The sequence below is a fragment of the Limosilactobacillus caecicola genome (assembly GCF_943192935.1).
In the GTDB taxonomy this organism is placed as follows: Bacteria; Bacillota; Bacilli; order Lactobacillales; family Lactobacillaceae; genus Limosilactobacillus; species Limosilactobacillus caecicola.
This window is the reverse complement of the sequence record NZ_CALPCI010000001.1, coordinates 397,622-419,696: the sequence shown is the minus strand read 5'-3', so window position 1 is coordinate 419,696 and position 22,075 is coordinate 397,622. Positions and strand designations below refer to the sequence as shown.

The 22,075-nt window shown below is 46.1% G+C and carries 20 protein-coding genes and 1 riboswitch; of the genes, 14 read left to right on the top strand and 6 right to left on the bottom strand.

Annotation, left to right across the window (positions count from 1 at the left end):
- The first annotated feature begins 12 nt into the window (after positions 1–12).
- From walK to NFR43_RS02020, 5 genes are all read left to right on the top strand, one after another.
- Positions 13–1,881: a cell wall metabolism sensor histidine kinase WalK gene (gene walK / locus NFR43_RS02040; RefSeq protein ID WP_251545969.1), complete on the top strand. Its 1,869-nt coding sequence runs from the start codon at positions 13–15 to the stop codon at positions 1,879–1,881.
- Entirely contained in the window at positions 1,865–3,172 is a 1,308-nt protein-coding gene (gene yycH / locus NFR43_RS02035) for a two-component system activity regulator YycH (RefSeq protein WP_251545968.1), read from the top strand. The genes walK and yycH overlap by 17 nt, the downstream gene beginning before the upstream one ends.
- 11 nt (positions 3,173–3,183) lie before the next feature.
- A complete protein-coding gene (locus tag NFR43_RS02030; protein ID WP_251545967.1) occupies positions 3,184–3,990 on the top strand; it encodes a two-component system regulatory protein YycI in 807 nt (268 codons plus the stop codon).
- A gap of 16 nt (positions 3,991–4,006) precedes the next feature.
- On the top strand, positions 4,007–4,816 hold the full coding sequence (locus tag NFR43_RS02025) for an MBL fold metallo-hydrolase (protein ID WP_251545966.1): 810 nt from the start codon (positions 4,007–4,009) through the stop codon (positions 4,814–4,816).
- A gap of 71 nt (positions 4,817–4,887) precedes the next feature.
- Positions 4,888–6,216: a S1C family serine protease gene (locus tag NFR43_RS02020; protein ID WP_251545965.1), complete on the top strand. Its 1,329-nt coding sequence runs from the start codon at positions 4,888–4,890 to the stop codon at positions 6,214–6,216.
- 146 nt (positions 6,217–6,362) lie between these two features.
- Here NFR43_RS02020 and NFR43_RS02015 read toward each other — a convergent pair whose 3' ends face one another.
- Both NFR43_RS02015 and NFR43_RS02010 read right to left on the bottom strand, forming a co-directional pair.
- Entirely contained in the window at positions 6,363–7,262 is a 900-nt protein-coding gene (locus tag NFR43_RS02015; RefSeq protein WP_251545964.1) for an alpha/beta hydrolase, read from the bottom strand.
- 209 nt (positions 7,263–7,471) lie between these two features.
- Complete coding sequence (locus tag NFR43_RS02010) at positions 7,472–8,320, bottom strand: NAD(P)H-binding protein (RefSeq protein WP_251545963.1); 849 nt, start codon at positions 8,318–8,320, stop codon at positions 7,472–7,474.
- 114 nt (positions 8,321–8,434) lie between these two features.
- Between NFR43_RS02010 and NFR43_RS02005 the strand changes: the two genes are divergently transcribed.
- From NFR43_RS02005 to NFR43_RS01990, 4 genes are all read left to right on the top strand, one after another.
- Positions 8,435–9,199 carry a protein-ADP-ribose hydrolase gene (locus tag NFR43_RS02005; RefSeq protein ID WP_251545962.1) on the top strand — a complete coding sequence of 255 codons (765 nt, stop codon included), beginning with the start codon at positions 8,435–8,437 and terminating at the stop codon, positions 9,197–9,199.
- Positions 9,153–10,055, top strand: a complete 903-nt coding sequence (locus NFR43_RS02000) for an SIR2 family NAD-dependent protein deacylase (protein ID WP_251545960.1) — start codon at positions 9,153–9,155, stop codon at positions 10,053–10,055. Before NFR43_RS02005 ends, NFR43_RS02000 begins: the two co-directional genes overlap by 47 nt.
- A gap of 553 nt (positions 10,056–10,608) precedes the next feature.
- Positions 10,609–11,088: a 23S rRNA (pseudouridine(1915)-N(3))-methyltransferase RlmH gene (gene rlmH / locus NFR43_RS01995; protein WP_251545959.1), complete on the top strand. Its 480-nt coding sequence runs from the start codon at positions 10,609–10,611 to the stop codon at positions 11,086–11,088.
- Between the two features lie 152 nt (positions 11,089–11,240).
- The gene (locus NFR43_RS01990; RefSeq protein WP_251545956.1) at positions 11,241–12,413 is read left to right on the top strand and encodes an iron-containing alcohol dehydrogenase; all 1,173 of its coding nucleotides are present in this window, start codon (positions 11,241–11,243) and stop codon (positions 12,411–12,413) included.
- 74 nt (positions 12,414–12,487) lie between these two features.
- Here NFR43_RS01990 and NFR43_RS01985 read toward each other — a convergent pair whose 3' ends face one another.
- Genes NFR43_RS01985 through NFR43_RS01975 form a run of 3 tightly spaced genes read right to left on the bottom strand, consistent with a single transcriptional unit; the run spans position 12,488 to position 15,731 of the window.
- Positions 12,488–13,519 carry a PTS sugar transporter subunit IIC gene (locus tag NFR43_RS01985; RefSeq protein WP_251545948.1) on the bottom strand — a complete coding sequence of 344 codons (1,032 nt, stop codon included), beginning with the start codon at positions 13,517–13,519 and terminating at the stop codon, positions 12,488–12,490.
- A gap of 18 nt (positions 13,520–13,537) precedes the next feature.
- Positions 13,538–14,533, bottom strand: coding sequence for an NAD(P)-dependent oxidoreductase (locus tag NFR43_RS01980; RefSeq protein ID WP_251545946.1), 996 nt, complete (start codon positions 14,531–14,533; stop codon positions 13,538–13,540).
- A 16-nt stretch (positions 14,534–14,549) separates the two neighbouring features.
- Positions 14,550–15,731 carry an aminotransferase class I/II-fold pyridoxal phosphate-dependent enzyme gene (locus tag NFR43_RS01975; RefSeq protein ID WP_251545944.1) on the bottom strand — a complete coding sequence of 394 codons (1,182 nt, stop codon included), beginning with the start codon at positions 15,729–15,731 and terminating at the stop codon, positions 14,550–14,552.
- A gap of 449 nt (positions 15,732–16,180) precedes the next feature.
- On the opposite strand from NFR43_RS01975, the gene NFR43_RS01970 reads away from it, so the two are divergent.
- The 4 genes from NFR43_RS01970 (at position 16,181) to NFR43_RS01955 (ending at position 20,255) form a co-directional block, all read left to right on the top strand.
- On the top strand, positions 16,181–16,408 hold the full coding sequence (locus NFR43_RS01970; RefSeq protein ID WP_251545942.1) for a transcriptional regulator: 228 nt from the start codon (positions 16,181–16,183) through the stop codon (positions 16,406–16,408).
- 89 nt (positions 16,409–16,497) lie between these two features.
- Positions 16,498–18,690, top strand: a complete 2,193-nt coding sequence (locus NFR43_RS01965; protein ID WP_251545940.1) for an ATP-dependent Clp protease ATP-binding subunit — start codon at positions 16,498–16,500, stop codon at positions 18,688–18,690.
- 91 nt (positions 18,691–18,781) lie between these two features.
- Positions 18,782–18,874: riboswitch (TPP riboswitch) on the top strand.
- A gap of 92 nt (positions 18,875–18,966) precedes the next feature.
- Positions 18,967–19,545, top strand: coding sequence for an ECF transporter S component (locus tag NFR43_RS01960; protein WP_251545938.1), 579 nt, complete (start codon positions 18,967–18,969; stop codon positions 19,543–19,545).
- On the top strand, positions 19,545–20,255 hold the full coding sequence (locus tag NFR43_RS01955) for a TatD family hydrolase (protein ID WP_251545936.1): 711 nt from the start codon (positions 19,545–19,547) through the stop codon (positions 20,253–20,255). The genes NFR43_RS01960 and NFR43_RS01955 overlap by 1 nt, the downstream gene beginning before the upstream one ends.
- Positions 20,256–20,318: 63 nt before the next feature.
- On the opposite strand, the gene NFR43_RS08500 is transcribed toward NFR43_RS01955, so the two are convergent.
- A complete protein-coding gene (locus NFR43_RS08500) occupies positions 20,319–20,447 on the bottom strand; it encodes a hypothetical protein (protein WP_275087084.1) in 129 nt (42 codons plus the stop codon).
- A gap of 113 nt (positions 20,448–20,560) precedes the next feature.
- On the opposite strand from NFR43_RS08500, the gene cls reads away from it, so the two are divergent.
- The gene (gene cls / locus NFR43_RS01950) at positions 20,561–22,027 is read left to right on the top strand and encodes a cardiolipin synthase (protein WP_251545935.1); all 1,467 of its coding nucleotides are present in this window, start codon (positions 20,561–20,563) and stop codon (positions 22,025–22,027) included.
- The last annotated feature ends 48 nt before the right edge of the window (positions 22,028–22,075 follow it).

The following is a 22,075-nucleotide window of genomic DNA, read 5'->3' as shown; positions in this document are numbered from 1 at the left end:
GGAAAATAAGTTGTGAACAGCAAATTAAAAATTTATCAATCAATTCATTTTAAAATCGCCCTGGTATTTGCGTTAATGTTGATGTTGACGCTCGAAATTGTTGGGGCGGTTTTTGTGCGTCAATTGGAACGGCAAAACATCTCCAATTTTAAACAGCAAATTGAATTGCCTGCTTATATTGATAATTCGCTCGCCACACAACTCAGCCGTAAGAACACTAAAAAAGCGAACCGCCAGATTCGGGAAATCCTCACGGAAGTTAATAATAACAACATTTCAGAAATCCGGGTAGTTGACAGCAAGGGGATTATCCGGGGAACGAGTAATGCCAGCAACCAAAGCATTGTTGGTCAGCGGACGACGGATAATACCGTTAAAAATGTGCTCGCAACGAACCGGTCACACAGTAAGAATGTTTACGATAGTGACAATCATAATCGCTACTACGTTAACGTTGTCCCGTTATTAAGTAGCAACAATACCAACAACGTGGTCGGCGCCGTTTACATGCGGGCAAGCCTAGAAAGTGTCTATTCGACCATTAATAATATCTCGTTGATCTATGTCTTTGCGGCACTGATTACGATTGTGATTGGTTTGGGAATTACCATCATTATTTCCCGGGAAATTACTCGACCAATTGAGGAGATGCGTAAGCAAACGTTGCGAATCGCCCGGGGAGACTACTCCGGACGAGTTAAAGTGATGGGTAATGATGAATTAGGACAACTTGCCGGGGCGATTAATAACCTTTCTGTCCGGGTTGAGGAAAGTCAAGAAATTTCAGAAGCTGAGCAACGGCGGCTGAATAGTGTCCTTTCCCACATGTCGGATGGGGTGCTAGCCGCTGATCGTCGGGGGTTAATTACCGTGATCAATGAAACTGCTTTGGACCTCCTGGATCGCGATGACGAAGATGACGAAGATGTGATTGGTAAATCGTTATTAGACATTTTGGAAATTCGGCAAGATTATACAATGCGCGAACTCGTTGAGGATGATGTCCAACAGATCCTCATTGATAACACGGATACTAGTGGGATGATTCTCTCGGCGTACTTCTCGACCGTTCAACGTGAATCAGGCGTGATTAGTGGTTTTGTTTGTGTTCTCCATGACGTGACGAGTCAACAAAAGGAAGACCAAGAACGGAAACAATTTGTTTCCAATGTTTCCCATGAGTTACGGACTCCATTGACGAGTGTTAAGAGTTACGTGGAAGCCTTGAGCGATGGTGCTTGGAAAGATCCAGAGATTGCTCCACAATTTCTGCAGGTGGTTCAGGATGAAACCGACCGGATGATCCGGATGATCAACGATTTGCTGAGTTTATCGCGGATGGACTCGGGTACTGTCAAATTAAATCTGGAATTCGTGAACATCAATGAATTATTTAACTACATTCTAGACCGGTTTGATATGATCCTTAAAAAGGAAAAGGATCCTGACCAAAAGAAGTACACGATCCAACGTAATATCACTAAGAAGGACTTGTGGGTTGAAATCGACACCGATAAGTTTACTCAGGTAATCGACAATATCATGAATAACGCCGTGAAGTATTCTCCAGATGGTGGAGTGATTACTGCCCGGCTAATGGAAACCAAGAACCACGTGATCATGAGCATTGCCGACCAGGGATTAGGAATTCCGCGGAAGGATATTGGTCATATCTTTGACCGGTTCTTTAGAGTTGATAAGGCTCGTTCACGGAAGCAAGGTGGGACCGGTTTAGGATTAGCCATTTCTAAAGAAGTCGTGAACCTGCTAGGTGGTCAAATCTGGGTTGATAGTATCGAAGGCAAGGGATCGACGTTCTACATTTCATTACCATATGTACCGTACGATGAGGAGGATGAATGGGATGATGACAAAGATTAAGGATAATTGGTTAACCATCCTTTTAACGATCGTTGTGATCATCAGCCTGGTGTTGTCCGGGATCGTGTGGGTTAATCCTTACCGGACTGACCACCGGTTCTTTGGTGACAATACCTCATCTTCCAATAAGCAGATGACCACGCAGTCAATGCGGGACATTTATCTGCCGACTCAGGTGATTAGGACCGGTAGTAACCAGGGCCAGCATCTTTTGTATGGTCAACCCAAGAATACGGTCCTGACAGCGCGGCAAAGTATTGAAAAGTGGCGGTTACGTCGTTTAACGAGGATTGAATCTGGGCGCCCCAATAATTATTTGAATTACTTACGGTTAAACAATTCGGTCATGCTGTCGTATCCGCAAAGCGTGCCAATGACCATCTTTAATGACAGTTTTAATCAGAACTTGAACTACAACAGTTTGGGAAAGATTAACCATATTGTGATTCCACTGGATCATTCCAATCGGATTAACCGGATTTACCTCCTGAGTGATGATAATTACCGAGTTTTCCGGGTGAAGGTTAGTTATGCCAATATTAAGGCCATCCGTCAATCTTTACGTGGCGGATCATCCATCAGTGTTGACCATAAAATTTACCGGGGCCACCCGATTGTGACCTACCCGCATGGGGTTAAATTGCCTAATTTTGGTTACCAGATTAGTAAGTTGAATCCAGACAGTGTTAGCCAAACCCTGATGAGCTCCTCTAACAAGAGTTCGTCGGTAACCTCGAAGCAAGAGAATAATCAAATTGTTTACCAGAGTGGCACTAGTCGGCAGCTAGTTTTTAGCCCGGCCAAAGGAACAATTGATTACGAAAATTACGTTGGCCATACGGATCAATTCAATTACCAACAAATCTTTGGCCATCTGTATAATCAATTAGCGGGGACGTCGATTCCACTTGACTCGTTGCGTTTTGATGCGTACAGCAGTAAAAATGAATCCATTACCTACCGCAGTTTCGTGGAAGGTTTCCCGATTTTTAATGAGAATGGCTACGGAACTGTCCAAATGCAAAACAATAGTGATGGGGCAGAACGCTACCACTTCTCAATCTATAGTCTTCAGGTGCCAATTCCGGTTAAAAATAAAACGACGACACTTCCTTCCTCGGCGGTGGTCTTTAACGGCCTGCGGAGTAGTAATAAGGTCAAGGACATTAGTGGAATGCGGATTGGTTACCGGTGGAAGAATGACCAAAATTCGAAAACCGTCACGCTCACACCAACCTACTACCTCAAGTATCGGGGCAATTGGGTTGATTATGAAACTTTGATGAACTAGGAGGACTAGGAATGAACTTTAAACGAATCCAGTGGATTTTTATCCTTGCCTTTGTCCTCTTAGATCTGGGGTTATGTCTTTCATTATTCATGGGCACGCAATTTCATAACAGTACACAGCAACAAAGCCAAACCCAGATTACGCTTAAAGAAATGAAAAATGACATGATTAGTTTTAATCAATTGTCCAACAAGCGGCGGGATGGTTACTACGTTTCAGCAGCAGATAATCAACAATGGACGAATAATAACCACCTCAATACGTTGAAGGGCCAATCAGCCCGGATTAGTAATGGGATTGTGACGAGCACCTTTGATAAAACTATTAAGGTGAAGCCAGGGATTCAGATTCAAGCACAATTAGACAAGCTGGTACATTCGAAACGAATTCTTCACGGACAGCAATATACTTATTCGGCTGCCCTGTCGTCGACGCACCAGGTTGTATATACGCAAACTGTCCATGGCCAACCCGTGCTGGAACGGGATGGGCAAATCAGGATCCGGATCAATGACAATAATGAGGTTACGGGCTATACCCAAGGATACGTTGGCCAATTTAAGAATCTCCGGCCGCGGGCGATGACGGTTTCACAGCAGCAAGCGGTGACCTGGCTTTACCGGCACAACCAAATCGCTAATAATTCACGGATTCGCTACGTTCTGCTTGGTTATGCGAAGAGCGAAACCGTTAATAACCGGACGGTTTATCTGCCGGTTTGGAACGTGAATGTCAAGAGTAAGGCGGATGATAATAGTCAGAACCTCAGGGTGAACGCATTTAGTAACACCATTTTCACAACAAAACAAAGTAATTAAAAGGAATGATTAACTGGTGGCAAACACAGATGATTTACACTACAGTATTTTAGCTAGTGGCAGTAAGGGTAATTCAACCTACATTGAAACGGCCCACCACCGGATTTTGATTGATGCTGGATTAAGTGGGAAGCAAATTGAGGCCCGGATGGCAGAGATTAACCGGTCGATGGCGGATGTTGAAGCGATCTTTGTCACACATGAACATAGCGATCATAGTCATGGGGTGGGGGTTCTCGCCCGTCGCTATGGGCTGGATGTTTATGCTAACAAGGGTACCTGGGCGGCAATGGAAAATAAGATTGGTAAGCTCTCTTTGGACCAAAAACACCTGATTGCTCCCGGAACAGTCAAGGACTTTGGGGACTTACAGGTGGAAAGTTTTCCGGTTTCTCACGATGCTGCTGAACCACAGTTTTATCAGGTCCACCATGATAATCAGGCATTTTGTATTTTAACCGATACTGGTTACGTCTCTGAGCGGGTCGCCGGCACGATTCGGGATGCGGATGCCTACCTAATGGAGTGCAACCATGATACGGAAATGCTGATTAACGGGACTAAATATTCCTGGCCGCTCAAACAACGAATTTTAAGTGATGAGGGGCACCTGTCAAATGAGGATGGGGCGGAGGCCCTCATGGACGTGATTGGTCGGCATACTAAAGAAGTGATGATTGGCCACCGGAGCCACGAAAATAATACGCGGTCGTTAGCCCACTTGACGGTTGCTTCCTTTTTGGAACAACACGATTTTGGGGTGGACCATGACTTTAAACTCGATGATGCGGAGCAGGATCACGCCAGTCAATTACGGACTTTATAGGAAAAAATATGCATCTTTCAAGAAATATTCATATTTAGTTCCTATAATTGGACTGGATAGGAGGATTAAGAATGCAACAGAAGAATAACAATAAGTTTTGGCTGAAGGTTGCGGTTGTTGGCTTAGTCGCTGGTCTAATCGGTGGCGGAATTTCGCTCGGTGCCGGGGACCTAATTTCTAATCTTCGTGATCGAATTTCTACACTGACCACGTCCAGTTCTAATAAGGCTGGCGGGACTTCGGTTTCCAAGAATAAGGCCAATTTGAATAATCAATCAACGAAGGCGTATCAATCTGTAAAAAACTCGGTTGTGTCGGTGATTAATCAACAAACAACGCAAAGCAATAATAGTATTTCCAGTATGTTTGGGAGCAGTTCCAGTAATAGCTCTGGTTCTTCCAGTAGTAAATTGCAGACCGCGAGCGAAGGTTCCGGGGTAATTTACAAGAAGAGCGGTGGTTACGCGTATATCGTTACTAACAACCACGTTGTGTCGGGTTCAAACGCCTTGAAGGTGATCTTAAGTAACGGGAAGGAAGTTTCGGCTACCATTGTCGGGACTGACTCCACAACCGACTTAGCCGTCTTAAAGATCAGTTCTGCTCATGTTACCTCCGTCGCTTCGTTTGGTAATTCCAACGATATTGCGGCCGGCCAGGATGTGCTGGCAATTGGTTCACCAATGGGGAGCGAATATGCCAACACCGTTACCAAGGGGATTATCTCTGCGAAGAAGCGGACGATTACAGCTTCATCAGGTGCGGCTGCCACGACAGTTATCCAAACTGATGCCGCTATTAACTCCGGGAATTCGGGTGGCCCATTAATCAACATGGCTGGTCAAGTCATAGGGATTAACTCGATGAAATTGGCCTCCGATACGAACGGTAGCAACGTTGAAGGGATGGGCTTCTCAATTCCAAGTAACGAAGTCGTGCGGGTCATTAACCAACTTGTGAAGAATGGTAAAATTACTCGACCATCATTAGGGATTGGTTCACTTGATTTAAGTGATGTTTCTAAGGAACAACAATCATCAGTTCTGAAACTGCCAAGCAGTGTCACTAAAGGGGTTGTTGTCATGAGCGTCACCAGCAATGGGGCCGCGCAAAATGCCGGAATTCAAAAGTACGATGTGATCACCAAGTTAGGTAACAAGACCGTTAAAGACGTTAGCTCGTTGCGAACGGCTCTGTACAAATACAAGGTTGGCCAATCCGTTAAGGTAACGTACTACCATAATGGGAAGGCACACACCGTGACGGTGAAGTTAACCCAATCATCGTCCAGTTCATCAAGTAGCAGTTCTTCTGACTCTAATAGCAGTAATTCATCCCAACAGGGTGATACTGATAATGAACAGGGCCAGGATGATTCTGGAATGACCGCTGGATATTAACTATTAAGCACACTCAGGAACTGTGACATAAGTTCCTAAAACGAAACAAGGCTGGATGAAACCGTTGGGGATTTCATCCAGCCTTAATGTTTTTTCTATTATGACTTTTGTCACAGCCCTGTCATGGTCCGACTAGCTTAAACTAGTTAATTATCCAGACATTGTCGAATAAACTGGTCATAGATATCAGTCATCCGTTGATCGTAAAAGGCGTTGTTTCCGTGTGTGGCACCTTTAATCAGATACAAGTGAACTGGTTTGCCAGCAGCTTTTATTGCTTCATACAATTCAATGCTTTCTTGATCTGAAACGGTTGTATCACCAGTCCCATGTGCAATTAGCATTGGTGGAAAATCTTCGTTCACATAGGTTTTGGAGTTAGCCGTTGCCGTTTTCTCAAGGTGAGTGGGGATATCAAAGCCCATTTCACTGCCTTCGGGAGTCTTAATGCTATGGCTATCACCAGTTGACGGAAAACCACCTTTCATGGATAAGTCCACCGCTCCATACAGGTCGATGATCCCCTTGACATCAGGTGTTTCGTCATTAATTGGTTGGTCAAATAGGGCCGTTTTGGCAGTCATACCGGCCACGGTTGCCACTTGGCCACCGGATGAGTCACCCATGATAATGAAATTCTCTTTCTGGATATGGTAAGTGTCGGCATTTGCTTTGAGGAACCGAATTGCATTTTTCGCATCAATGATCGGGTCCGGAAAGTGGAACCCGGCTTCATAGTCACGATACTGAGTAATGGCGACGACATAGCCTTTAGCCGCTAACTTGGTCAGATAGGAGACCCGCCGGTAAACATTTTGCGTTGCCCAATGACTTCCCTGGACAAACACGATTGCCGGATAGGTTTGTTCCGGGTGATTAAAGGCGTTTGGTTGCAAAATTTGCAACGTTAATTCTTTACCGTAATTTTCGTAAGGAACGTTGGGGAGGTATTCAACTTCGATTTCGTTGCCATTCATTTCCAAGATAGTCTTGGTATCATTACCAGTTAGGTTAATTTGGCTGGGCTTTGCTTGCGTATTTTTCAAATTTATCATTCACCTTTCATGCAGATACGTTATTCATTATATCTAAATCATGGACGGCACGTAATAGTTAGCCCATCTTCTGACTCTGACAGCAGTAATTCAAACAGGGGGATAACTAAATCAGGCCTCGCAAGCTAAATGTCTGCGAGGCCTAATTTAATTGGTTAATTGATGGATTGTGAAGATTGGGTTATTAGCAATGGAGTGGCTTAAGCAAGGAGTTGCTTGATGGCGTCAACAATCGGGGTTACAGGACGCCCAAGGACCTTAGCTAAGTCATCAGTGTCCTCGGTTAAGTCACCGCTATCGATTGGTGCTTGGAAGGAGGCAAACATTGCTGCCAGGTTGGCGTCTAAGCCACCATCTTCCAAGTACTTAACGTAGTCGTCTTGAGAAACTTGCTTGATTGCAAAGTTGTTACCAGTTGCTTCTTGAAGAGCGTGACCAAGGTCTTCATAGCTCCGGGAAGCACCAGCAAATTCGTAGACTTCTTGAGCTTGGTCAGCAGCGACCACTTTGGCAGCAGCTTCTGCATAATCACCTTCAAGAGCCCAACCAGCGTTGTTGTTCGCCCAGTATAATGCATCCTTGTTAGCAGCACCGCTTTGTAAGAAGCCCATTTCATTTTGCAGGTACCAGTTGTTCCGCAAGAAGGAGTGGTCAATTCCGGCAGCGATGATTGCGTCTTCAGTCACCTTGTGGTCACTTGCTAATGGTGACTTGGCGTCTTGGGCGTGTGGGTAACTTGTGTAAGCCACAAACTTAACATCGTTAGCCTTTAGAGCGTCAACAACGTTCTTGTGAGCAGTAGCCCGATCAACTTTACCACCAGGTTGTGATGAGATAAAGAGGACCCGGTCGACACCTTGAAGGGCGTCCTTAATTGAAGCGGCGTTATCGTAATCACCTTGTCGAACTTCGTTTTGTGGGAATAGCTTGTTGCCCTTTTCGGTGTTCCGGACAACGGCAATCACGTTGTCTGCACCAACTAAGTCGTTCAATGTCTTCACGGCAGTTTGACCAAAGTTACCAGTAGCAGCAGTTACAGCGTATTTCATGAATAAAACTCCCTTTCGTTTCATGCTTGTTGTTTTTTGGTTTACAAGTGTTATAATAACACGTGTGATTTTATTGTCAACATGTTAAGCGAATTTTTTTCAAGGAGGTTAATAATGAACCAAATTCAACGACGTGAATACCTAATTAAGAAGCTTTTGGCGGAAAATCCGGAATATGCATCAGCAACGGTTCCGGAAGATGAACCGACCCAACGGCTATTGCTCCGGGCATTAATGAATGTCCGCGCGCCCAAGGAAATTTCTGCTGAATTTCAGCAAGTTCAAGATGAGTATTTGCAAGCGGAAAATGCTCAGCAGGGGGTGGTCACCGTCGACCAGTTCCAAACTGGACTCAATCTTTGGCGGGGCGATATTACCCGCTTAGCAGTCGGTGCCATTGTCAATGCGGCAAATAGTGGGCTGACGGGATGTTACTTACCAAACCATAATTGTATTGACAACGCGATCCATACTTTTGCCGGCATTGAATTGCGCAATGCCTGTGCAGCATTAATGAAAGAACAGGGGCATCCGGAAGCAACGGGTCAGGCTAAAATTACCCCGGCATTTAATCTTCCGAGTGATTATGTTATTCACACGGTGGGACCAATTGTAGAAGGGGACCAGCCAACCCCACAGGATGAACAATTGCTGGCCTCATCATACCGGTCTTCATTAGCCCTTGCGGATCAAAATGGGGTGGAGAGCATCGCATTTCCCTGCATTTCGACGGGTGTCTTTCATTTTCCAAATCAGCGGGCGGCCGAAATTGCGGTGGCCACTACGCGTGAATATATGAAACAAGCACAAAACATTCAGAAGGTGATTTTTGATGTCTTTAAAGAAGAAGATTATGCCATTTATGAACAACTCCTCTAATAAGAGTCGGCAATTACAGAAAAAGTTAGCGGCGGCGGATGCAGTCATCCTCGGTGCCGGCTCAGGGTTATCGACGGCTGCCGGCTTGACCTATTCTGGGCCCCGGTTTGAAAAGTATTTTCATGACTTTGAAGTAAAATACGGGATCCATGACATGTATTCGGGTGGTTTTTATCCATTTAAGGACCCGACAGTTTACTGGGCATGGTGGAGTCGGATGATCTGGGTCAACCGCTATCAAAAAGCCCCGAAGCAGACTTATCAACAGTTGTTAAAACTGGTTCAAGATCAGAATTATTTTGTTTTAACTACGAATGTCGATCATCAGTTTCAATTAGCTGGTTTTGACAAACAACGGTTATTTTATACCCAAGGAGATTACGGGCTGTTCCAACGGGCGGACTTAAACCAAACCTATTCGAATTACGACCTAGTTAAGGCAATGGTCCTGTCCCAAGGCTTTGAAATTAATCAGGCGGGGCAATTGGTGGTCCCGGAAGGAACAAAAGTTAAGATGCATGTTGCTTCTGAATTAGCTGAACAAGCGGCTATTTACCAACGAAATTTGCGGGAAGACGACCAATTTGTCGAGGACGAGGGCTGGCAACGGGCGGCGGCCCGTTTTAACAACTTTGTTCAACAACATCAGCACGGCAAGGTCGTTTACTGGGAGCTGGGAGTGGGCATGAATACCCCGGTGATTATTAAATATCCATTTTGGAAATGGACTGCTCGGAATCCACAGGCGACCTTTGTGACAATGGATCAACAGGTGATGTACCCACCAGAAATTGCCCAGCAAACATTGGCTTTCCAGGGGGATATTAATGATAGCTTAGCTTCGCTGATAAAATAGCCCGTCAACTAGTTGCCAAAGTTTGCATGAAAAACGGTTCAAGTGTCAAGCATTAACCCCTGACATGGAGCCAATGAGGAACGTTCGGCAATCCCGGACGGTTATTTCCTAAAACCGATTAAATTCTACTTAATATACATAAAAACGAATATTGAGTAACAGCAGCAATTTAATTGCGGCAGGAGTGGATAAGTTTTCCACAAAGTTTTCCACAGGCTGTTGAAAGTTGATTTAATCGCAATTGTGGCTGTGGAAATAGTTATCAACAAGCATTGTGGATAATTGTGGATAAATCTCATTTCTCGAAAAAAAGAACGCTAGAATGCTTGATATAAAAGGACTAGCAAAGTGTGGATGCGAACGACCGTTTCTGTGGATAATGTGGATAAGTGATAAAAATGGTTGATGAGGAATCGTTTTTTAAAGAACGAACAAGTGGGGATAATCACAGGATTCTGTGGATAACTTGTGGATTATTTGTTGAAAACTTGTGGGTTATTCACAGATCACTCCCGGATGCGCTAAAATAGTGGAAAACTGAAGGAGTTACAGAATGAATATCAAAGTTATTGGCGTTGGCAAGGTGAAGGAAAAATATTTTAAAGATGGAATTGCGGAGTATGCAAAACGATTAAGTCGTTTTTGTAAGTTTAAAATTGTGGAAGTTCCTGATGAACCTGCTCCTGAATCGCTCAGTCAAAATGAGATGGATGAGGTCATGGCTAAAGAAGGGGAACGAATCCTGAGTAAGATTAAGGACCGCGAATACGTTTTTGCATTAGCCATTCAAGGTAAGGAACGTTCCTCGGAAGAATTTGCCAAGGAAATCAACCAACTAACCACCTATGGACACAGTGACATTACCTTTGTCATTGGTGGCTCTTTAGGGTTGAGCCCGGCGGTTTTAAAACGGGCGAATACGCAAATTTCTTTTGGCCGGTTTACCTTGCCCCACAAATTAATGCGCTTAGTACTCACTGAACAAATTTACCGGGCCTTTACGATTATTAATGGGCTTCCATACCATAAATAAGATAAAACCATCACATTGTTCCATTTTCGTTAAACCCTTCAATAACAGTGTTTGTGCGCTGAACAGGTCCTTATCTACCCGAATTTAGTGTTGATCTGCACAAACTTCGTACTAGAATCAAATGTGTAATTACTTTTTGGAGGCAAATAAGCATGGAACAACAATTTGATTTCTTAATGCCAAGTGTGAACTTCTTTGGCCCTGGCGTCATTGCCAAAATTGGTGACCGGGCTAAGATGTTAGGGATGCATAAGGTCCTGATCGTTACCGGAGGCCACGTTAGCAAGATTGAAAACGGCCCAGTCGACCAAACCGTCGCTTCATTAAAGAAGGCTGGCGTTGACTACGTCATTTTTGATGGAGCTGAAGAAAACCCCAAGATTCGGGACATTAAGAAGGGAAAGCAGTTATACCTGGATGAAGGTTGTGACAGCATCATTACCGTTGGTGGTGGCTCCTCTCATGATTGTGGTAAGGGAATTGGGATTATCCTGACGAATGGTGATGACATTACCAAACTGGCCGGGATTGAAACCCTGGACAACCCATTGCCACCATTGATGGCCGTTAACACGACTGCTGGGACTGGTTCTGAATTGACCCGGCACGCGGTCATTACAAACGAAGAAACCCACTTGAAATTCGTTGTTGTTTCATGGCGGAATATTCCGTTGGTTTCCTTCAATGACCCAATGCTGATGTTGGATATTCCACAAGCAACGACCGCGGCCACTGGACTTGATGCTTATGTTCAAGCCGTTGAACCATTCGTTTCCGTTGACCACAACGATATTACGGATAGTCAATGTGAAAAGGCAATTAAGATTATCCAACGATACTTGCCACAGGCAGTGGCTAATGGTCACAATGTGGAAGCCCGGACGAAGATGGTTGAAGGGGAAATGCTTGCCGGCATGGCCTTCAATAACGCTAACCTCGGTTACGTCCATGCGATGGCCCACCAACTGGGTGGCCAATATGATGCCCCACACGGTGTCTGCTGTGCATTGATGCTCCCGGTTGTTGAAGAATGGAACATCATTGCTTGCCCAGACCGGTTTGCTAAGTTAGCAGAAATCATGGGCTACGATACTACTGGCATGACCACCATGGAAGCTGCCCACAAGTCCATTGATGGAATGCGTGAATTGGCTAAGTCCATTGGCATTCCTGATTCAATCGAGGCAATCGGTGCCAAGCCAGAAGACTTTGAATTAATGGCAAAGAACGCTTTGAAGGACGGGAATGCCTTCTCTAACCCACGGAAAGGGACGGTTGAAGAAGTTGTTAAGCTCTTCCAAAAGGCTTATGACGGAATTTATTAATTATTAAAATTGCCAATCAAAAATGGCGAACGGAATGTTTTCCGTTCGCCATTTTGTGTTTCACGTGAAACACTCTACAGTTGTAATTTTAAATCATGCGGTTCAATGATTGCGGACCGCTTGACGAAAATCAGGTTCATTAGCCAGGCTGCCAAGAGGGGAATCACAACATAGCAAAGCAGGACCCGCCCGATTAAGAATGGGCCGGTGGAGTGTTGATACGCGGTTAGGGGACCAATGAGTCCGGCAAAACCGAACCCGGCAGAAAATGGTGTCCCGCCCATTTGACAAAGGGTGGCGAAGAAACCAGTGATTCCGGAGGCAAGAATGACGGGGATGAACAACTTCGGCTTTTCAAGCATGTTCGCCATTTGGACCTTTGGTGAACCCAAAAAGTGAAGGAGGGTTCCCCCAACGGGATTAACGGAAGCGCCCATCCAAGCCAGGGTAAACGAACAAGCAACAATTCCGGCATTTGCGGCGCCTGATCCTACTCCTGACAGGGAAATTGCCATGGCAATTGCCACGGAAGAGATTGGGGAGACGATCAGGACGGCAAACAGGATTCCTAAAGCAGTGCCCATCAATAATGGTGACATCTCGGTTGCCGCTTGGACGACTTGACCGATAATATTTTGAATGCCAACCATCACTGGCATGGTAAGCATGCTAATGCCACCGGCAATCAAAAGGACCAGCAATGATTCTAAAATCATTTTGAATTGGCCTAGGTAGTGATCGAGTAAGATGACCACGACAGAGGCAATCAGCGTCGTTAGCATGATGTTTAAAATGACCCCAGACCCGCTTAACAGGAAGGTGGATTTTTGTGGGGTGGCATTGCCGGCCGCTACGAAGGTGGCGAGGGCCATCGAGCCAACTTGTAAGGTTGAAAACTTAAGGATCATGCCGACGGCAAAGGCGGCAATAAAGGGAAAGGTCGTCTGGGCCAGGTTAATCATGTGGCTAATGCCGGTTGTAAAGGTATTGGTGGGGCAAAATTGCAAGACTTGTGATAATAAGGCACTGGGAATCAGTGCGATGATAATGGCGATGGCATTACCGTTCAGCGTCGCCATGACCAGGCTCTTGGGCTTGATTTTCATAATAATCTCCTCATTTAATTATTTGCATTCGTGGGGCGATTCGTTACCAGCTAAAATTGTCAAAACGTCAGTTAATGAAATATCAACCATGTTTTGCACGGCGATATTTGTAAAGAAGGCAATGTGTGGTGTCAAAATGACGTTGTCCATTGCGTGGAGCTCTTCGACCAGGGGTTCTGCAGCCAGGCCATCTTGACGATGATCCTGGTTGAAGATGTGTTCTTCACCTTCTACAGTATCCAGGGCAGCAGCAGCGATTTCCTTGTTCTTCAAGGCCGTCACGAGGTCCTTCGTGACGACGACGGGACCCCGACTAGCATTGACCAGTCCGGCTGTCGGCTTCATGAGTTTGAAATCATCGATCGTCATGAGGCCCTTAGAAGTGTCATTCAAATCAACGTGGAGGGAAACGACATCTGATTGCTTCAGTAGCTCTTCCTTCGAAACGTATTCCACAATTCCCTTCATTTCTTCACGTGGTTTAACATCGTAACCGAGCACCCGGGCGTCAAGGGCCTTTAATAACTTAGCGAGGGTCCCACCGATCCGGCCAACTCCAATAATCCCAATCGTGGCGGAGTGAATTTCGGTTGCTTGTAGACCGGCCCACCGGTAATCATTTTCCGCTACGCGATGGTCAAAGGCGTAAGTATTACGGAGCAGGCGGAAGGTTTGCATGAGGGCGTGTTCGGCGACACTCCGTGGTGAGTAAGCAGGTACGTTGGTAACTTTTAACCCATTTTCGTGTGCTAAGGGAATGTTAATGGTATCAACACCGGCAGTCCGGGTACTAATTTGTTTTAGTCCGTTTGCTTTTAGTGCTGCGTAGGCGTTGTCCGGCACCTTGGCATGTTGTTGAATTACTAAACCATCCATGCCCTTAGTCATGGCAATTGCTTCGTCATCAATGAACGGTTTGGCAGTCGTAATGATTTCAACACCGTTCTTTGCTGCAAATTCGTTGATGGCCTTTGCCTCATCAGGACGGACACTGGTCATTAAAATTTTCGTCATTGTTAATTCACCTTTCTTATTTACCTAACATTGTTTTAATTCGTTCAACGGCTAATTTGATGTTTTCCATGCTCGTGGCGTAGCTTAACCGAAGGAAGCCTTCACCACCATCACCAAAGTATGAGCCTGGAATGACCGCCACCTTGCCTTCTTCGGCTAACCGGGTCGCAAATTTCACATCATCGGTTCCTTGATCAGCTGGCAGCTTAGCGAAAACGTAGAAAGCCCCGTGTGGAGTGGCAACCGTGAAACCAAGCTTTTGCAATGCAGCGACGATGTAGTCACGCCGCTTTTCGTAAGCATCCTTCATATCCAAGGTGGCTTGTTTCCCTGCTTCACTATCAAAGACTGGAATTGCCGCGGCCATCGCTGGATCGGATGGAGACGTAATCATGATGGAGTGAACCATGCCGAGGCGTTTCATTAATTCTGCTGGTGCTGCCATGAAGCCAATCCGGTAACCAGTCATGGCTCCCGACTTGGAGGCCCCGTTTAAGACCACAGTTTGACCAGGGATGAACTTGGCAATTGAAGTATGGTGGCCACCGTAAATTAATTCGGAGTAGATTTCGTCAGCGATCACAATCAAGTTAGTGTCGGCCAGCACATCAGCAAGGGCCTTTAATTGGTCTGCCGAGTAGGTGACCCCAGTCGGGTTAGAAGGGTAATTCAGGACGATTGCTTTGACATGGTCGTGGTCAGCGAGGGCCTGCTTTAACATTTCTGGGCTCAGGACAAAGTTGTTGGCACTGGTGTCGATATTGATGGCTTCACCACCCAGCAGGTTGACGACTGATTCGTAAAGCGGGAATGTCGGGGTGGGAATCAAGACCTGGTCGCCCTTGTTGATGATGGCGAATAACGAAGCATAGATGGCTTCCGTTGCCCCGATTGTCACGGCAATTTCGGTCTCGGCGTCGTAATCAAGGTCGTAACGATCCTTAAGGTAATGGGAGATGGCAGTCCGTAAGGCTGGTGTCCCGGAGCCAGCAGAATAGTGGGAATCATTATCCTTGATACTGTCGATGGCGGCTTCTTTGGCAACTTCAGGAACGTTGAAGTCGGGTTCGCCAAGGGTTAATTTGACGATTTCAGGGATTTTACTGGCCTTGTAATCAAAAGTTCGGATCGGGGTTGGTTGCACGCGGGTAAGGTTGGTATTGAATTGTTGACTTAAACTAGCTTTCATTTCTGGCATGGTAAATGTCCTCCTTAAATAAAAATCCCGGGGTTGCATGTTGTGCAACACCCGGGAGCGCTCTGTTCTTAAATGGTAGTATGCCAAATTAAGGTTGGTCGGCTTCCGGATGTAGAGATCCTAGAAGCCATCACAAAATGCTACTGACTCTAGGAGATGGAGTTCCAGAACCAGTAATAAAACGCATTATTTACATGAAGATAATTTAATGCAGTCATTTTGTGAACCTCTCTAATTTGATTGTCTATATTCTAATCTAATTTTAAGAAATGTCAACAAGAGGATTAAAAAATTATGAAAGCGGGGTGCAGAAAGGCCTGAAATAATTGTCTATTTTCTTATTATTTTTCTTTGGTTATCAGTAAAAAATAATTCACATTTTTCATATATTACACTTGTGTTATTCCACAAGTATGATATAATGATAATCGTAAAGGAAGTGAGCGGTAATGCGGGTGAATATCAAATCATATCTTGATGCAAATCATTTGACGATTTATCGCGTCGCCAAAAGCTCCGGATACGGCTACACCACTTTACATAAGTCTTTTAATAAGCAGCAATCGAGTGCCACATCTTTGAACTTGCGCGATTTGGATGCAATTGCCAAAGCGCAACATCTCCAGATGTGGGAGGTCTTACGAGACCTCGAAGAAAACTACTTACAAGACGAGTAGGGTCAAAATAGGTAGCCGATATTTTGGACATCGTTTTTAACCTGAAATAAACTTAAAAAGAGAATCAAATTCAATGGGAGGAATGAATTATGGCACAAAATCCAAGAGATCCATTTGACAACGACATGAATGACATCTTTAACCAATTGATGGGTGGCATGAACGGTTTCAACTCTGACAACCGTCGTTACCTGATCAATGGTCGGGAAGTAACGCCAGAAGAGTTTGCACAATACCGGCAAACTGGTCAATTGCCTGGTGGGGCTGCACCACAACAACCAGGCCAACAACCAAATGAAGGTAAGGATAGCATTATCCACAAGTTAGGCCGGAACTTGACGGAAGAAGCTCGCCAAGGTGAATTGGACCCTGTCATTGGTCGTAACAAAGAAATTCAAGAAACTGCCGAAATTTTGAGTCGGCGGACAAAGAATAACCCTGTGCTGGTTGGTGATGCCGGGGTTGGTAAGACTGCGGTTGTTGAAGGCTTAGCCCAAGCTATCGTTTCTGGTGACGTTCCTGCACCAATCAAGGATAAGGAAATCATCAGTATCGACATTTCCGGTTTGGAAGCTGGGACGCAATACCGTGGAAGCTTCGAAGAAAACATGCAAAAGCTGGTTGACGAAGTCAAGAAGGCCGGTAACATCATCCTCTTCTTCGATGAAATTCACCAAATTATTGGTGCTGGTTCGACTGGTGACTCTAGTGGTTCCAAGGGAATGGCTGACATTATTAAGCCGGCTCTTTCCCGTGGTGAAATCACGGTGATCGGTGCAACCACCCAAGACGAATACCGGAACACGATTATGAAGGACGCTGCCTTAGCACGGCGGTTCAACCCGGTTACTGTGAACGCCCCAAGCAAGGCTGATACGTTAGCCATCTTGAAGGGAATTCGCGACCTTTACGAACGTCACCACAACGTTAAGTTGCCTGACGACGTGCTCCAAGCGGCAGTGGACTACTCCGTTCAATACATTCCACAACGGTCATTACCTGACAAGGCAATTGACTTAATCGATATGACGGCTGCTCACCTGGCTGCTCAACACCCAGTGAAGGACGTCAAGGAAATCGAAAAGGAAATTGAAAAGGAAGAACAAAAGCAAAAGGACGCTGCTAAGAAGGAAGACTACAAGGCAGCCCAAGATGCGAAGGAAAAGATTGCTGATTTGAAGAACCAAATCAAGGATCACTCCAAGCAAGAAGAAGTTACGGCTACTCCTGAAGACGTTGCCAAGGCCGTTGAACAAATGACTGGGATTCCGGTTTCCAAGATCGGTGCTAGTGACGTTCAACGTTTGAAGGAAATGGACAAGCGTCTGGAAGGCAAGGTCATTGGCCAAGACGAAGCGGTTGAAGCCGTTGCCCGGGCCATTCGGCGGAACCGGGCTGGCTTTGACGAAGGCAACCGGCCAATCGGTAGCTTCCTCTTCGTTGGGCCAACTGGGGTTGGTAAGACTGAACTTGCTAAGCAATTAGCCCTCGACATGTTTGGTTCCAAGAACGACATTATCCGGTTAGACATGTCTGAATACTCCGACCGGACAGCCGTTTCCAAGTTGATCGGGACCACTGCTGGTTACGTTGGTTACGATGACAACTCCAACACCTTGACGGAAAAAGTTCGTCGTCACCCATACTCCATCATTCTCTTAGATGAAATTGAAAAGGCAAATCCACAAGTGATTACCTTACTTCTCCAAGTCTTGGATGATGGTCGCTTGACTGACGGTCAAGGGAACACCGTGGACTTCAAGAACACGGTGATCATCGCAACTTCCAACGCCGGCTACTCCAACGACGCACCAGTTAAGCTTGGTGACGAAGCGGATGAAGAAGACTTGATCAAGAAGTTGACCACGTACTTCCGTCCAGAATTCTTGAACCGGTTCAACGCCATCGTTGAATTCCACAGCTTGACGAAGGACGACTTGCAAAAGATCGTTGACTTGATGATCGCTGACGTTAACAAGACGTTGGCTAAGAAGGGCATGGACGTGAAGGTTACCCCAACGGCTAAGCAATTCCTGATTGATGAAGGATACGACGAAGCCATGGGTGCTCGTCCACTTCGGCGGGTTATCGAACAACAAATCCGTGACAAGGTTACTGATTACTACCTTGACCACCTTGATGCAAAGCACTTGGTGGCTGAAATGAAGGATGGCAAGCTCGAAATTGTCGATGCTAAGGATGCTGAAAAAGACGACAGCAAAGAATATACGGCTGACAAGGACGATGCTCAAGATGATAAAAAAGCTGACGACAAGGACTAGTCGTTAGGTAATCGAAGGCGGTCTGCTCACACGAGCAGGCCGCCTTTTGCGTGGGGGAATGAATTATGATATGATCGTCGATGTAAAAAAGTGAACCTGTCTGGGGTGCTATTAACTTAGCTGAGAAATACCCATAGAACCTGATCTAGTTAATACTAGCGGAGGGAGACAGCAATTATTCGATGCGATTTTGAATTTCGGTAATGGCTTCTCCATGATGGGGGAGCCTTTTTCAGTATCAACGTTGTTTTAGACATGATAGAAAAGGAGCGAAAAATGTTTAAACGTTATACACACTGGAATCTTGCATCGGTCATTCGGGTCGCCCTCGTGGGGATCCTCTTTGGGGTCATCTACATGTTGCTGATCAATACGGTCTACAACTTTGTGAAGGCCCTCTTAACCCCGCTGGGAATCGGTCCTCTGGTGGACACCGTTCTGTCAGGGCTCTGGTACATGGCTGGACCAATCTCAATCTACCTGGTACCCACGATTGGCTCGTCAGTGGTGGGGGAAACCATTGCCTCAATGATTGAAATGTTCCTCGGCGGTCAATGGGGCGCCCTAACGATTATGGAAGGCCTCATCCAGGGAGCCGGGAACGAACTGGGCTTTTTCCCGAAAAAAGCGCGTTACGCCAAATGTAGCTGGGGTAGCGTCCTGTTGGGATCCTTTGGTGCTCACCTCGGCGGCTTTATTCCGTCATACTTTATTTATGGGTGGAACCACTTTGGTGTGGGCCTTCAAGTGGCAATGTTTATCACCGGAGCATTGTCGTCGTTAGTTTTCGACGGGGTACTCGTTAAATTGATCATGAACCTGCTTGATAAGAGCCTGTCACCACAGGTGCAATAATGTATATTGATGTTCATTGCCATAATGACGCCACAAACGCCATTCTACAGGTGCAGCAAGCCCATCACATGGCCAGCACGATTAGTTCGACTAGTAACGCAGAGTATCGAAATAATAAAAAGCAAGTTGGCTCACGGCAAATCTTGAGTTACGGGATCCACCCGTGGCGGGCAGCGACTGAGATCCTCGATGAGGAACTGCTCCGGCACGTTGCGGTCGTGGGCGAAATCGGCCTGGATAACACCTGGACGACCGTCCCCCTGACGGTTCAGCGGCCAGCTTTTCAGTGCCAACTCCAATCGGCGGCTGACCATCATCAACCGGTGGTCTTGCACGTCAAAGGGGTCGAAGAGGAACTCTTAAGGACAATTCGCAAGTTTCCGCGCGTGCATAAGTTGGTGCACTGGTATTCAGCCAACGAATTGTTGGCACAGTATTTACGGGTGCCGAACACCTGGTTTTCGGTGGGACCCGATGTCTTTAAGGATCCGGCGGTGCAAGCAGTCGCACGCCAGGTATCTTTGGACCAGCTGTTCATCGAAAGCGATGGGTTTGAGGGCATTTCTTGGGCCCTCGATCGACCGGTGGATCAGGGGAGTTATTATCAAACAATCCAGCAAATGTATCAATTTGTCGCCAAACTGCGGGACCTGACGCCGGGTCAATTGGAACGGCAAATCGAATTGAATTGGCACAATTTTATGAATTAAAAAATCACGGGCCCAGTTGCCATTAGCGCAACTGGAACCCGTGATTTTAGTTTGGGATCGCAATTACCGGTTCTTCAGGTAAATCGCTAAGGCAATCAGTGCTAATAAAACGATGATTGCCAGGATCGGGTTTTGATTAAATAACATGTGGAAGGCACGAATTTGACCGACCCCCAGTTCTGGTTGCAACATTTTGATCACCTCGTCGTCATTTTGAATCATTATACCCGAATTAGTCAGTTGGTTCATCCTCCAGAATGCGTTAGAATTAAAATAAGGACGCAAAGGAAAGGAGGACGACTGTAATGATTCTAACGTGGCAGATTATTAAATGGACCCTCATTACGATCGTCCTCGTGAATGAAATTGCGGCCCTCTTGACGGTCTTCCGGGAAAAGCGGGACATTGCGGCGACCTGGGCGTGGTTGTTGGTGTTAACTCTCATTCCGGTATTGGGCTTCATTGCCTACGCCTTTTTGGGCCGGAAACCAACCCGGCAACGAATGGAGCGGATCCAGAGTGCCACCCAGTTGGAACTCACGGAGGCGATTGAAGACCAAAAACGGCAGTTTGCTAATATGATGAAACCGAAGCACCAGACGCCCCGGACCTACTGGCGGACCGTGATGTTGTTTCAAAACCTCGATGATGCTTTTTTCACCCGGCATAACCACGTTGATATTTACCATGATGGTCACAAACTATTTGAACAGCTGTTTAAGGACATTGAGGGGGCAAAAAAGAGCATTAATATTGAATTTTATACGATTTATAATGACCAAATTGGGAACCAATTACGGACGATTTTAGAGCAAAAGGCGGCCGAAGGCGTTGAAGTCCGGGTCCTCTATGATTCATGGGGATCACGGGGGGTAAAACCAAGCTTTTATAACCACTTGCGGGAAAATGGTGGTGAAGCGGCCCAATTCTTGATGACGCGAAGCAACCTGTTTGACTTCCGGATCAACTACCGGGATCACCGGAAAATTGTGACGATTGACGGCAAGATTGGGTACGTCGGGGGCTTTAATGTCGGGGACCAGTATCTTGGGCGGGTCGCCCGGTTCGGCTACTGGCGTGACACCCACCTTCGGTTAATTGGCGGGAGCGTCTATTCGCTCCAGCAACGGTTTATTCGGGACTGGAACGCCACCATGCAGGGGACCGATAAGCAGATTGTGCACTACCGTCGGTTCTTCCCGCCGATTCAGGTGACAAATGGAGAAACGCCGATGCAGATCGTTTCCAGCGGCCCAGATACCCAATCAGAAACGATTAAGCTTGGCTACCTGCGGTTGATTAATGCGGCCCAGGACCATATTTGGATCCAGTCACCGTACCTGATTCCTGACGATAGTATGATTGATGCCTTAAAGGTGGCGGCTCACTCGGGGATTGATGTGCGGATCATGATTCCGTGCAAGCCAGACCACCCGTTTGTCTACCGGGCGACGCAGTATTATGCACGAATGTTGGCTAACGAAGGGGTCACGATTTACTATTATGAACACGGCTTTATGCACGCCAAAACCGTCATGATTGACGGTAAGATGGCGTCGGTTGGCTCCGCAAACTTGGATTACCGGAGCTTTAAATTGAACTTTGAAATTAATAGCTTTATTTACGACCCGGCTACGACTGACCGGCTTGAGCGGATCTTCATGGATGATATCCGCAACAGCCGGGTGGTCACTCCCGAGATGTTTAAGGAACAATCGTGGTGGTTGCGTTTTAAGCAGATCGGGTCACGGTTGTTGTCACCGATATTGTGAAAAAAAGCTATTGACAGCGCTTACATACAAGGCTATTATTATCGTGTA